13 protein-coding genes and 1 tRNA gene are annotated in these 12,819 nt (G+C 65.0%); 8 read left to right on the forward strand and 6 right to left on the reverse strand.

The features are described 5' to 3' along the window. Positions 1-58: 58 nt before the first annotated feature. Positions 59-397, forward strand: coding sequence for a P-II family nitrogen regulator (locus OH491_RS25855; protein WP_068768376.1), 339 nt, complete (start codon positions 59-61; stop codon positions 395-397). Between the two features lie 194 nt (positions 398-591). Next, the gene (locus OH491_RS25860) at positions 592-1,035 is read left to right on the forward strand and encodes a PepSY-like domain-containing protein (protein WP_068768375.1); all 444 of its coding nucleotides are present in this window, start codon (positions 592-594) and stop codon (positions 1,033-1,035) included. Between the two features lie 163 nt (positions 1,036-1,198). On the opposite strand, the gene gdhA is transcribed toward OH491_RS25860, so the two are convergent. The 4 genes from gdhA to OH491_RS25880 all read right to left on the reverse strand — a co-directional run bounded on the left by gdhA (position 1,199) and on the right by OH491_RS25880 (position 5,086). Beyond that, positions 1,199-2,551 carry an NADP-specific glutamate dehydrogenase gene (gene gdhA / locus OH491_RS25865; protein WP_068768374.1) on the reverse strand — a complete coding sequence of 451 codons (1,353 nt, stop codon included), beginning with the start codon at positions 2,549-2,551 and terminating at the stop codon, positions 1,199-1,201. Positions 2,552-2,773: 222 nt separating this feature from the next. Beyond that, a complete protein-coding gene (locus tag OH491_RS25870; RefSeq protein ID WP_084441763.1) occupies positions 2,774-4,219 on the reverse strand; it encodes a hypothetical protein in 1,446 nt (481 codons plus the stop codon). A 74-nt stretch (positions 4,220-4,293) separates the two neighbouring features. Continuing rightward, positions 4,294-4,713, reverse strand: coding sequence for a nitrous oxide-stimulated promoter family protein (locus OH491_RS25875; RefSeq protein WP_334318955.1), 420 nt, complete (start codon positions 4,711-4,713; stop codon positions 4,294-4,296). After that, a complete protein-coding gene (locus OH491_RS25880) occupies positions 4,694-5,086 on the reverse strand; it encodes a cupin domain-containing protein (protein WP_084442025.1) in 393 nt (130 codons plus the stop codon). The genes OH491_RS25875 and OH491_RS25880 overlap by 20 nt, the downstream gene beginning before the upstream one ends. Positions 5,087-5,488: 402 nt before the next feature. On the opposite strand from OH491_RS25880, the gene OH491_RS25885 reads away from it, so the two are divergent. From OH491_RS25885 to OH491_RS25910, 6 genes are all read left to right on the forward strand, one after another. Next, positions 5,489-6,313 (forward strand): class I SAM-dependent methyltransferase, encoded by an 825-nt coding sequence (locus OH491_RS25885; protein ID WP_068769714.1) that lies wholly within the window; start codon positions 5,489-5,491, stop codon positions 6,311-6,313. A gap of 104 nt (positions 6,314-6,417) precedes the next feature. Then, positions 6,418-7,044 (forward strand): cytochrome c nitrite reductase small subunit, encoded by a 627-nt coding sequence (gene nrfH / locus OH491_RS25890; protein ID WP_084442024.1) that lies wholly within the window; start codon positions 6,418-6,420, stop codon positions 7,042-7,044. Positions 7,045-7,096: 52 nt separating this feature from the next. After that, positions 7,097-8,590, forward strand: coding sequence for an ammonia-forming cytochrome c nitrite reductase (gene nrfA, locus OH491_RS25895; protein ID WP_068768371.1), 1,494 nt, complete (start codon positions 7,097-7,099; stop codon positions 8,588-8,590). Positions 8,591-8,690: 100 nt separating this feature from the next. Further along, positions 8,691-9,959, forward strand: a complete 1,269-nt coding sequence (locus OH491_RS25900) for a cytochrome c biogenesis protein ResB (protein WP_068768370.1) — start codon at positions 8,691-8,693, stop codon at positions 9,957-9,959. Beyond that, entirely contained in the window at positions 9,956-10,801 is an 846-nt protein-coding gene (locus OH491_RS25905; protein ID WP_084441762.1) for a cytochrome c biogenesis protein, read from the forward strand. Before OH491_RS25900 ends, OH491_RS25905 begins: the two co-directional genes overlap by 4 nt. 145 nt (positions 10,802-10,946) lie before the next feature. Beyond that, positions 10,947-12,110, forward strand: a complete 1,164-nt coding sequence (locus OH491_RS25910; RefSeq protein WP_068769711.1) for an iron-containing alcohol dehydrogenase — start codon at positions 10,947-10,949, stop codon at positions 12,108-12,110. A gap of 24 nt (positions 12,111-12,134) precedes the next feature. Here the strand turns inward: OH491_RS25910 and OH491_RS25915 are convergent, their stop codons facing one another. Both OH491_RS25915 and OH491_RS25920 read right to left on the reverse strand, forming a co-directional pair. Continuing rightward, complete coding sequence (locus OH491_RS25915) at positions 12,135-12,566, reverse strand: hypothetical protein (RefSeq protein ID WP_068768369.1); 432 nt, start codon at positions 12,564-12,566, stop codon at positions 12,135-12,137. A 118-nt stretch (positions 12,567-12,684) separates the two neighbouring features. Beyond that, positions 12,685-12,760 (reverse strand) — tRNA-Thr (locus OH491_RS25920). Positions 12,761-12,819 lie beyond the last annotated feature (59 nt).

A 12,819-nucleotide genomic window follows, 5' to 3' on the forward strand; every position in this document is an offset into this window, starting at 1 on the left:
CGGCGCAAGATTCCCCTGCGCCTTGCGCGTGTTCATCCAACATTCATAAACTTCCCGCATGAAACTCATCATTGCCATCATCAAACCCTTCAAATTGGAGGAAGTGAAAGAATCCCTCGCCGGAATCGGCATCGAGGGAATGACCGTTACCGAGGTCAAGGGCTTCGGACGGCAAAAAGGCCATACGGAGATTTATCGCGGCAGCGAATACACGGTGGATTTTCTCCCGAAGGTGAAAGTGGAAATCGTGGCCGAGGACGAACTCGTCGCCAAAATCGTCGACACCATCAGCAAGGCCGCCAAGACCGGCAAAATCGGCGACGGCAAGATCTTTGTCGTGCCCGTGTCCGACGTCGTCCGCATCCGCACCGGCGAACACGGCGACGCGGCGGTCTGACCCGGCGGCAACACCTTCCTGTTCCTCGACCCGGCCTTGCGCCGGGTTTTTTGTTGCACGGCGCCATCGGTTTGCGCGCCGTGTTTCGCACTATGGGCAAAGTATATGCAACTTTGCGTTCCTCCCTGTGTTTTCAAGGATGAGCGCATGGCCGGGCACGGTCGTGTTTTTCCAAAACCAATACCTGAAATATCATGAAAAAACTCCTCTTCCTTTTTGTCATTTTCGGATTGGGCCTGGTGGCCCCGGCCGGCGACCGTGTCGCCGACGCCGCCGCGCTGCCCGGGGCTGCGACAAAATACATCGCGCAACATTTCCCGAATGAGACCATCCAGCGAGTGACGGTTGACGACGATGACAACCGGAGGCACGACTCGAAATACGAAGTCGTGCTGGGCAACCGCGTGGAGCTCGAATTCAATCCCAAGGGCGCCTGGCTTGAAGTGGACGGCGGTGCCGTTCCCCTTCCCGAAAGCGTGCTGCCCGCGGCGATTCTCGAGTATTTGAAAAAGAATTACCCGGACCAGCCGGCGACAAAAATCTCCGCGGAGCGCCGCGGCTATGAGGTCAAATTGCTCAACCGCGTGGAGCTGAAGTTCAACAAGGACGGCAGGTTCTTGCGCATCGACAAGGATTGAAAAAACCGGCGGCCGATGCCTGCTGCCTCGCGGAGTCGCCGGCTGTTTCTGAAAGACTGATTAGAACGGCGAGGGCCGGGCAGAAGCCCGGCCCTCGCAACATTTCATAAATCGAGAACGATTTTGTGCGCGCTCCCCCGCCTCGCGGGCAGGGGCGCGGCGCTCAGACGACGCCCTGGTCGATCATCGAGTCGGCGACTTTGCGGAAACCGGCGATGTTCGCGCCGAGGACGAGGTTGTGCGGCTCGCCGAACTCCTTCGCGGTTTCGGACGAGATGCGGAAGATGCCGCGCATGATGCCTTGGAGCTTCGTGTCGACCTCCTCGAAGCGCCATTGCTGCATCGAGGCGTTTTGCGACATTTCGAGCTGGCTGGTCGAGACACCGCCGGCGTTGGCCGCCTTGCCGGGGCCGTAGCATATCTTGGCGGCGAGGAAACGCTGCATCGCCTCGTGCGTCGAGGGCATGTTGGCGCCTTCGGACACGCAGAGGCAGCCGTTTTTGAGCAGCGTGTCGGCATCCTTGCCGTTGAGTTCGTTTTGCGTGGCGCTGGGGAATGCGGCCTGGCAGGGCACGGTCCACACGCCGTTCTGGCCTTTCGGGTATTCGCTGACCGGCGTGTATTTGGCGGACTTGCGCTCGGCGGTGTAGGCGGTGAGCCTTTCGCGGCGCACTTCCTTGATGTCCTTGAGCAACGCGAGGTCGATGCCCTCGGGATCATAAATCATGCCCTGTGAATCGCTGACGGTCACCGCTTTTGCGCCGAGCTGCTGGAGTTTCTCGATCGTGTAGATGGCGACGTTGCCGGAGCCGGACACCGTGCAGACTTTTCCCGTGAGGCTGTCGCCGTGCGCGTGCAGCATGTTTTCGGCGAAATACACCGCGCCGTAGCCGGTCGCCTCGGTGCGGGCGAGCGAGCCACCCCAGTTGACTTTTTTGCCGGTGAGCACGCCTTCGTAGTGCCCGGTGAGGCGCTTGTATTGGCCATAGAGATAACCGATCTCGCGCCCGCCGACCCCGATGTCGCCGGCCGGCACGTCGATGGTCGAGCCGATGTGGCGGTAAAGCTCGTTCATGAACGACTGGCAGAAACGCATGATTTCATTGTCCGACTTGCCCTTCGGATCGAAGTTCGAACCGCCTTTCGCACCGCCGATGGCGAGGCCGGAGAGGGAGTTTTTAAAAATCTGCTCAAAACCGAGGAACTTGATCGTGCCCGCGGTGACGCTCGGGTGGAAGCGGAGGCCGCCTTTGTAGGGGCCGACGGCGGAGTTGAACTGGATGCGGTAGCCTTTGTTCACGCGCACCTCGCCGGCGTCGTCCAGCCATGCGACGCGGAAAAATATCTGCCGTTCGGGCTCCACGATGCGGTCGATGATGTTGTGTTTGAGGTATTTTTTCTCGCGCTCAAACAAGGGGCGGAGGGAATTCAAAACTTCCTCCGCGGCCTGGTAAAACTCGTCTTGGGCGGGACTGCTTACTTTTAGGTAATCAATGGTCTTTGCGACGTATGGCATGGATTTATCTTGGGACAGTTATTTATGGATGGGTGTTTTGTCACCCCGTCAGTGCCACCCGCGCAACAGGCGAAGTTCGCGACTCCACCTCTCACAGGGGCTGCAGCGCTGGGGCAGGGGGACAGACGTAAAGAAACGGGCATCCCTTTGACAATAAAATTTCGTTTGCATCCATCGATTGGGAAATGGCTGGCGTTCAGTCCCGGTCGTTTCGCCCGTTACTCACAATCCAAACAATTTTTGAAAACCGCGCCACCGGTTCGCGAGAAAACGACCGGGCCAGCCTGCCGACCGGTCGCTGCCCGGCACGCGTTTCGTCAGCAAAACCACGCCGGTGCCCATGAACAGTTCGTCGAACAGCAAGCTCATGCCGCGGCAATAGCTCCAGAACGATTCCGCCCGCGCCGGGCGGAATCGCAATCCCGGCGAAAACGCGATCGCCTCGCCCCAATTCGCGCGCCGCGCCGGCTCGCGTCCGCTTTCCCCGTCGGTCTCCATTTGCTCCACTTTCACGCCGCGCCGGCTCGCCACCACCAGGCGGCACGGCCCCGTGAATTCCAGATGGCGGAATTGTCCCGACACACATGCGCGCAATCCCGGCGCGCGCCAGTGGCCGCGGATCTGCACCGGCTCGTCCGCGCGTCCCACCACGCCGGCGAGCCAGCGGGGGCGCATCACCAGCGATGCTCCCTCCGCCACATGAATGATGGTGAGTTCGCCGCCGCCTCCGGCGCCCATGCCGATCACACCGCGCAACGGCACCCGGCGCGGCGCGCCCGCGTGCGTGTTGCGCAACTCCACCAGCCGCGCCATGCCGCACATCAGACTCGAAAGCGGAAACCGCCACGACAGCAATGCGCGCCGCCCCTGCGCCAGCCCTGCGGTGACCTCGGCGCCCTCGTCCGCCACAAAACCCCGCCGCACCAGCAACCGCTCGCCCGGCCAGAGCTGCACGCGCACCTCCGTTCCCGTCTCGCCCGCGAACGGCATCTCCCCTTCCTCGTCCGTCAGCCGCGCCGGGTGCCTGCGCGTCACGAAGGGGGCAAATCCGTAATACAAAATCACCAGTCGGAACCAGGGCCCGACCAGCACCAGCACGATCACGGCCAGCGCGGCCCGGCGCCAGTCGTTCCACGCCTGCAATGCATAAAAGCCCGGGCCCGACTTCGCGCGCGACACCCGGCGCGCCTGCTTGTCCACCGCCACGATTCCGGCCTCCGCGTCTTTCCATGCCTGCAAGGCGTCCGGCAATTCGGCGTCGATCCCGGCAATCCGCTCCGCCGCGTTTGCCCGGGCGGTCTCGGCGGAGGCGAGCCGTTGCACGAGCGCCTCGTGGCCCTCGCGCTTTCCGAGCCAGCCAAACCAGCCGCCCTTGCGTTCGTGCAGCCCCTCCACCGTGCGCGCCGCCTGGTGCAGCTCGACTTGCCGGGCAATCGATTCCGACTGCAGCGCCTCCAGCCGGGCTTCCGCCGCCGCGAGCGTCTGCTCCTGCGCGGCGCGTTGTTGCGCGAGGCCGTCCAGCACCGCCGCGCGCCGTGTTTCGACCGGCAGCGGGTCATGCGCCGCCAGCCACCACGCGCGGCCCGCCAGCAACGCCGCCGCCAGCAGCACCCCCGCGCCCAGCCGCGCGAGAAACCGAAACAGAAATTTTTTTAAAACGAAAGCCACGCTCCTGTCACGATGCCACACCCGCCCGTCCGATTTCAACCGCACAAAAGAAGGGTCGTCGTTTTTCTCGCCTTTCAACCGCCATCAAGCCGGGAAGTTTCGCGGCGCCTGGGCGCTTCCGGCGTCGGCGACCACCCGTCCAGCAAATGCCGCAGCGCCCAATACGGGTGCTCCAGCAGCATGCGCGGCCCGGCATGGCGCATCACCGCGGTGATCTTTGCGCGCATGTCCGGCCTGTAGCAATGCACGGGACATTTCTGGCAGGTCGGCTTGCCTTCCTTGAAGACGCAGCGCGACAGCCGCAGCGCCGCATACGCGCGCAGCTCTTGGCAATCCGCGCAATCGTCCACCTGCCGCCCATGCCGGTCGCGGCAGTGCATCGCGATCATCGCCTGCACGGTGTGATATTCGCGCTGTCTCCGAGGTCCCAGCGCGCGCCAGTCGCAGCCGGGCGCGCCCGCGCTGCGCGGCGGATCAGATGTGGCCTTCTCCACGGGAAACCTTTTTATCGGCATCCGCCGCGCCGCCGCCCATGCCGAGGGTCAGCAGCATCGCAAACGCGCCGAAAGCCGCGCGCACCGCGTGCGGATGGGCCGGCGGCAGGTGAAGCAACGCGCCGGCGTCGAGGCGCTGCCATTGTTCGTTGAACAAAAACTCGCACGCCCCCTCCAGCACCTGCACGACGGCGCGATGCGGACTCGCGTGCGCGGTCAGCTCCTGCCCGGCGTCGAAGACAAAGTGCACCACTCGCAGTTCGGGCGACTGGAGAATGGTGCGGCTGACGATGCCGGATGCCGCATTGTCGCGCAGTTCGGCAAGAGAAAGCGCTTGCGCGGTGTCGGCGGGGAGCAAGGTGGATGTTTTCATGCGCCGCCAGCTTAGCATGCCGCGGCGCAGTCCGCCTTGACTTGCGTCAACGATTTTCGCCGACGCGCCACAGGCGCGCCGCCAGAGCATTTGCGAGCCAAGGCACCCATTCCCGCAGGCACACTGCCAGCGAAAGCGGGCGTGTTTTAAGCCGAATGCTCCGGCGTATGCAGGGATTGACACAGGGATGGATTCCTCCCGTCCGCGGCCAGGCGGAAAACGCCGGTCTGCCCGGTTTGCATGATATAAAGCCCATCCTCCGGTGATGGTATTGATTCATGTCAAGGCGCGGATGCCGTGATAATGATAATATTATCCAATATCATTTATCGGGCACACGGGCGGGACAAATGCAATTTGCCCATTTTCTCCCTCCCGTTCCGCCAATCTTTCCCATTCAAAATGCCAGCAATCACCAACGCACCATCCGCCGCGCAGCCGGGCTCCGCCTCGCGCTCGCTCGAAAACCTGCCCGGCCACTGGGTTCTCGCCCGCATGGGCAAACGCGTGCTGCGTCCCGGCGGCATGGGGCTGACCCGCCGGCTCCTTGCCGCGCTCGACATCGGTCCCGCCGATGATGTCGTCGAGTTCGCGCCCGGGCTCGGCGCCACCGCGCGCCTCGCGCTGGCGAAAAAACCGGCGAGCTATACCGCCGTCGAGCGCGACGGGGCCGCCGCCGAAACCGTGCGCCGCCTGCTCGCGGGCGGCGTCCAACGCTGCATCGTCGGCAACGCCGAGGCCACCGGCCTGCCCGCCGCCCGCGCCAGCGTGGTTTACGGCGAGGCGATGCTCACCATGCACGCGCCCGCGCAGAAGGCCGCCATCGCGCGCGAGGCGTTTCGCGTGCTGCGCCCCGGCGGGCGCTACGGCATCCACGAAATCGCGCTCACGCCCGACACCGTGGACGAGGCGACCAAGCGCGACATCCTGCAATCGCTTTCCCACTCGATCCGCGTCGGTGCGCGCCCGCAAACCCTTGCCGAATGGAAAGCCCTTTTCGAAAACGCAGGCTTCCGGGTGAAAACCATCCACACCGCGCCCCTGCATTTGCTGGAACCGCGCAGGCTCATCCAGGACGAAGGTTTTTTCCGCGCATTGAAGTTTGTTTTCAATGTCATGCGCACGCCCGAGGCCCGCCGCCGCGTGCGCGGCATGCGCGGGGTTTTCAGAAAATACGCCGGGCATCTTTCCGCCGTGATGATGGTGCTGGAGAAACCCGCCGGATAAATCCGGGCGGCTTGATATAAATCAAGAAAAACGGCATTCATTATAAAAACTCATTTCCGGGGCTTGTGAAGGTCGCGGGCATTTATCATAAAAATGCCATTGCCATGCCCAGTGAGCAAACTCCAAGACCCGCCGGCGACGGCCGCCGGCTGCCGCGCATCCGCGTGCCGCGTTATCTCGCGGCGGCGCTGGGGATGCTCGCCGGGCTGGGCGCTTACGTTGTCCATATTTCCAACGCCTTTTCCTATCTGTCCGACGACCCGGCGGCCTGTGTGAACTGCCACATCATGGGCTCGTATTACGCCAGCCATGCGCACAGTTCGCACAAGGGCGCCGCCACCTGTAATGACTGCCACGTCCCGCACACCGGTGTGTTTGCCAAATACGCCTTCAAGGCCAGGGACGGCCTTTACCACGCCAGCGTGTTCACGCTGCGCGGCGAACCGCAGGCGATGATGATAAAGGAGGCCGGGGCGAATGTCGTGCAGGCGAACTGCGTGCGCTGCCACGGCCGCCTCAATGAAATCGTCGCCCCCGGCGCGCCGGTCACGCTCGCCGGGAAGCTGCATGGCGAAGGGCACCTTTGCTGGGATTGCCACCGCGACGTGCCGCACGGCACCGTGCGCAGCATCTCCTCCGCGCCCGACGCGATCGTGCCCTATCCCGAGTCCGCCATGCCCGCATGGCTGCGCGCCGCGCGCGGCGAATCCCCCTCGCCCCTCCCGCGCTGACCTTTTTGCCTCACTTTCCGCATCTTTTTTTATTAAAAAACCCGCGCCCGTCATGAAAAAACGCCCCCTGCCAGGCTGGCTTGTTTTCGCCGCCTCCCTCGTCGTCACCTTCGCCCTCGGCCTGCTCGCCTCCTCCATCATGGAACGCCGGGCCGAGGCGTTGCAGGTCAATACCCCTCTCGCCGCCATCAAGCCCTTCGAATCGCGCAACTCGGCCTGGGGCGACGCCTATCCGCGCCAATACGGAACACTCCGCGACACCCGCGACATGAGCTTCACGCCGCCCGTCGTCGGCGCGCACGGCCTCGACGCCCTCGGTGAAAACCCCCGCCAGGTCATCCTCTGGGCCGGCTACGCCTTCGCGAAAGACTACAATCATCCCCGCGGGCACGCCTACGCGGTCGAGGACGTGCGCAACACCCTGCGCACCGGCGCGCCCATGAAACTTGGCGAGGGCCCGCAACCCGCGAGTTGCTGGGTCTGCAAATCCCCCGATGTGCCGCGCCTCATGAACGAACTCGGCATCGACGAGTTCTACAAACGCAAATGGTCCGATCTCGGCGGCGAAGTCACCAACCACATCGGCTGCGCCGACTGCCACGACCCGAAGACGATGAAGCTCTCCATCACGCGCCCGCACCTCGCCATCGGCTACAAGGCCGCCACCGGCCGCGACATCTCCACCGCCAGCCACCAGGAAATGCGCACGCTCGCCTGCGCGCAGTGCCATGTGGAATATTATTTCGACAAAACCGCCGTTCCCGGCGGCCAGGTCGTCACGCTCCCGTGGAAACACGGCTTTACCGTCGAGGCCGCGGAAAAATACTACGACGAAGCCGGCTTCACCGACTTCGTGAACCCCATCAGCAAAGCGCCCATCATCAAGGCGCAGCACCCCGACTACGAACTCTGGCAGATGGGCATCCACGGCCAGCGCGGCGTCTCCTGCGCCGATTGCCACATGCCCTACACGACCGACGGCAGCCAGAAATTCTCCAGCCATCACGTCCAAAGTCCGCTCGCCGACCCTGGCAAATCCTGCCAGGTCTGCCATCGCCAGAACGCGGGCGAACTCCTGCGCAACGTCACCGAGCGCCAGACCAAAATCGCCGACATGCTCGCCCGCATCGAGCAGCAACTCGTCCACGCCCACTTCGAGGCCAAGGCCGCTTGGGATGCGGGCGCGACCGGGGACGAGATGAAACCCGTCCTGCAACTCATCCGCCAGTCGCAGTGGCGCTGGGACTTCGTCGCCGCCTCGCACGGCGCGTCCTTCCATGCGCCGCTCGAATGCGCGCGCATCCTCGACGACGGCCTCGCCCGCGCCGGCGAGGCGCGCCTTGCGCTCGCCCGCATCCTGGCCCGCCACGGCCAGTTGGACCCGGTCGCCCTGCCCGATCTTTCGACCAAGGAAAAAGCGCAAAGCCATCTCGGCCTCGACATCGCCAGCGAGCGCGCGGCCAAGGCCGAATTCATCCGCACTGTCGTCCCGCAATGGCTCCGGCAAGCCCGCGAGAACGGCACCCTCGACGAAAACGCCCTCTGACCCGCGACCGCCGCCGCGCGGCGAAGCCCCGCACGCGATTCCGCCCGGGATTCGGTGCGGTGTCGAGGCGGGCGAGAGAATCCGGTCGCGATCAACCCAAATGCCCTCCGCCATCCCCCACGCCAACACCCTCCCGGCGCGCCTCGCCTGCACGCAGGCCCTGTCCGCCGCCACGGGCGTTTACGCGGCGGGCGTGGCCATCCAGCTTGTCACGCGGCGCGCCATCCCCGAGCCCGCATGGCCGGTCAATTTCATCCTGCTCGCGGCGTTTGCCGCCGCGCTTGTCATCACGGCGCTGGCCGGGCGCCGCTCGCCCTTCGTGCGCTGGCTGCGTTCCGTGCCGGTTTCCATCAGCGCCATCGCGCTCGTCCTCGTGCAAGCCGTGCTCATGGGCACGCTGCGCCAGTCGCCCGGCGCGGGCATCCTCGGCGACGTGATGCACTCGTGGCCGTTCGTGCTCACGATGTTTTATTTTCTCACCAACCTCGGCCTCGCCACGGTCGCGCGCGCGGTGCCGTTCAAGAGAGAAAACCTCGGCTTCCTGCTCAACCACCTCGGCCTCTGGATTGCGCTCTCCGCCGGCATGCTCGGTGCGGGCGATCTCGCGCGGCTCGCGATGGAACTGCGCGCCGGCGCGCCCGAATGGCGCGCCATCGACCGCTCGCACGCCGGCCATGCGCACCTCGTCGAAATGCCCTTCGCGCTGGAACTCCGCCGCTTTGAAATGGACACCTACGCGCCGAAGCTCGTCCTGCTCGACACGAAAAATAACACCATCGCCGCCTCGCGCGGACGCGCCCCGGTGGAGATTTCCGCGCCCGCAAACTCCCGCGCGCCCGATGGCGCGCCGCTCCAATCCTCCACGCTCGGCGACTGGAGCGTTGACATCCTCGAATACATTCCCGAGGCGCTCGGCTTCGCGGACAACTATCACGCCATGCCCGGCGAACCCGGCGCGGCCCCCGCGGTGCGCGTCGCGGCCCGGCGCCATTCGGCAAAAGAGCGTGCGCGCCACGGGTGGGTCTCTTGCGGCAGTTTCGCCACCATGCCCGCCATGCTCGAACTCGACGACGGCCTCGCGCTCGCCATGCCCGACCCCGAGCCGCGCCGCTTCGCCTCGCAAGTCGAGGTTTTTGCGCCCGGCCGGGAAAGCCGCGCCGCCACCATCGAGGTCAACCGGCCGCTCGCGCTCGGCGGTTGGAAAATCTACCAGCTCAGCTACGACCAGCGGCGCGGGCGCTGGTCGCAAACCAGCATCGTGGAACTCGTCCGCGATCCGTGGCTGCCCGGCGTTTACACCGGCGTGTTCATGATGATGGCGGGCGTGTTTTTCCTCATGGCCCGGGCCAGAAGAAAGGCGGCCGCATGAACGCCGCGCCCTGGATGCAGTTTCCGTTCTACGCCGCCGCCGCCATCGCGTGCTGGCTGCTCGCGCTTGCGCTTCAGGCCCGCCGCGCCACGCGCGACCGCCACCGCCTGCACGCCGCCGTCGCGGCGCTCGGCGCGCTTGCGCCGCTCGCGTTCGCCATCGTGCTTTGGATCACACTCGAACGCCCGCCCATGCGCACGCTCGGCGAGACGCGCCTGTGGTATGCCATCTTCACGCCGCTCATCGGCGCCGCCGCGCATCTCGCATTCCGCCAGCGCTGGCTTCTCAACTACGCGCTCGGCATGGGCGCGCTGTTCCTCGTCGTCAACCTGCTCCGCCCCGAGGCGCACAACCGCGCCCTCATGCCCGCGCTCCAAAGCGTGTGGTTTGTGCCGCATGTGCTCGTTTATATTTTTGCCTACGCGCTCTTCGCCGCCTCGTCCGCCATCGCCGTGCGCGGGCTTTGGCGCATGGGGCGGGCGCGAGCTGTCCGGGACGGCGCCCTGTCCGCCCCTGTCGTCGGCGAAGATGCCGCGCACCTCGGCCTCGCGGGTCGGCTCGTTTATCCCGGCCTCGGTTTCCTCACGCTTGGGCTGCTCTTCGGCGCGCTCTGGGCGAAGGAAGCGTGGGGCCATTACTGGACGTGGGACCCGAAGGAAACCTGGGCGCTCATCACGTGGCTCGGTTACCTCGCGTTCATACACATCCGCCATTGGCTCCCCGCCGCCACCAAGGCTGCCCTCTGGGTGCTCGCGCTCTCCTTCGTCATCCTGCTCATCTGCTGGTTCGGCGTGAACTACCTCCCCTCCGCCGCGCAAAGCGTTCACACCTACACGCAATAAGAATCTCTTCTCAACGAATTCCGGCTCCAAATCGGCCACGCCTTCCGCACGGCGGTTTCGTTCCCGGCGAAAGCCGCATCGCCTTTTGAGTTTGGCCCAACCTCCGCTTGCCACTGTCACCGCGCCGGCCATGATTGCGGAGATCATGGAAAATTTCACGTACCACAATCCCACGCGCATCCATTTCGGGCGCGGGCAAATCGAAAAAATCTCCTGCGAGATCCCGGCCGGCGCGCGCGTGCTGCTGCTGGCGGGAGGCGGCTCGATCAAAAAGAACGGCGTTTATGACCAGGTGAAAAAAGCCCTCGGCGCGCGCGTCACGCACGAGTTTTTCGGCGTCGAGGCAAACCCCGATTTCGACACGCTCATGCAGGCGGTGGCGCTCGCGCGGCGGGAAAAGAGCGACTGGGTGCTCGCCGTCGGCGGCGGCTCCGTGCTCGACGGCGCGAAACTCGTCGCCGCCGCCGTTCCCCACGAGGGCGACGCGTGGCAGATTCCCGCCACGCACGGCGGCGCCATCACCGCGCCCCCGCTGCCCATCGGGGCGGTGCTCACGCTGCCCGCCACCGGCTCCGAGGCCAACGGCAACGCCGTCATCTCGCGCCGCGCCATCAAGGAGAAACTGGCGTTCTACCATCCGCTCGTTTATCCGCGCTTCTCCATCCTCGATCCCGAGACGACGTTCTCGCTGCCCGAACGGCAGGTCGCCAACGGCATCGGCGACGCGTTCTGTCACGTGATCGAGCAATACCTCACCTTTCCCGCCGCCGCGGAAATCCAGGATCGCTTCGCCGAATCCATCCTGAAGGTGCTCATCGACGAAGGACCGAAGACGCTGGCCAGCCCGCACGACTACGATGCCCGCGCCAACCTCATCTGGGCCGCCACTTGGGCGCTCAACGGCGCCATCGGCGTCGGCGTGCCGCAGGACTGGGCCACCCATACCATCGGGCACGAACTGACCGCGCTCCACGGCATCGACCACGCGCGCACGCTGGCCATCGTGCTGCCCGGCCTGATGCGGGTGCAGCGCGAAACCAAGCGCGGCAAACTCGTGCAATACGCCGCGCGCGTCTGGGACCTGCACGAAGGCAGCGAGGACGAGCGCATCGACGCCGCGATCGAAAGCACGCGCGCGTTCTACGAGTCGCTCGGCATCCGCACGCGACTCTCGGACTACAAAATCAAGGCCGATGAGACCGCCGTGGAAGTCGCGCGCCGCCTCGCCGCGCGCGGCGAGACCGCCATCGGCGAACGCGGCGACATCACGCCGGCCAGGATCGAGGAAATCCTGCTGCTCGCGGCGTGAGCCCCGCGCATGCCGCGTCGTGCCTCAGGCGCGTTTTCCCTCGGGGCGCGCCGCTGGCACCGCGATCATTTTCACCATGCCGGAATCGACCATGTCGGTCACATTCCCCAGGGTGCCGTCCTCGAAAAACATGATGTGCCAGCGCCGGGTCGCCCCGCGTTCCCCGTGTTCGTTTTTCACGGTGATGCCCAGAATCTGGACCCAGCCGTAATAGGTTTTTTCTCCCCGGTAGCGGCCCGCCTCCATGACCGCCTTGGCCAGGTCGCCGAACTCGACGATGGCGGATTCCGGTGCGTTGAGCGTGGAGATGGCAAATGTCCGGGCGCGCTCCCGCGCCTTTTCCGGCGGCGGGCCGAAGTCATGATGCGAGATCGATTTGGAGGCGGAGGCGCATCCGGCGAGGATGAGGAGGGCGAACGTCAGGAGCGCGAGGGGCGGAAGACTGGAGGGTTTCATTGCCTGCTCTTGTGACTTCGCCGGACGCCGCGGGTTTCACATTTTTCAGACGGCGACACCGCGATACAGGCCAAACGCAAAAGCCTCGCAACCGTTTCCAGTTGCGAGGCTTTTAGAATGGAGCCGAGCATCGGACTTGAACCGACGACCCATGCTTTACGAAAGCATTGCTCTACCAACTGAGCTAGCTCGGCAAAAATGAGATGCTGGGTTTATCGGCGCGGAGGGCGTCACGTCAACCCGGATTTGCCGG

It is taken from the genome of Termitidicoccus mucosus, from assembly GCF_038725785.1.
GTDB lineage: Bacteria > Verrucomicrobiota > Verrucomicrobiia > Opitutales > Opitutaceae > Termitidicoccus > Termitidicoccus mucosus.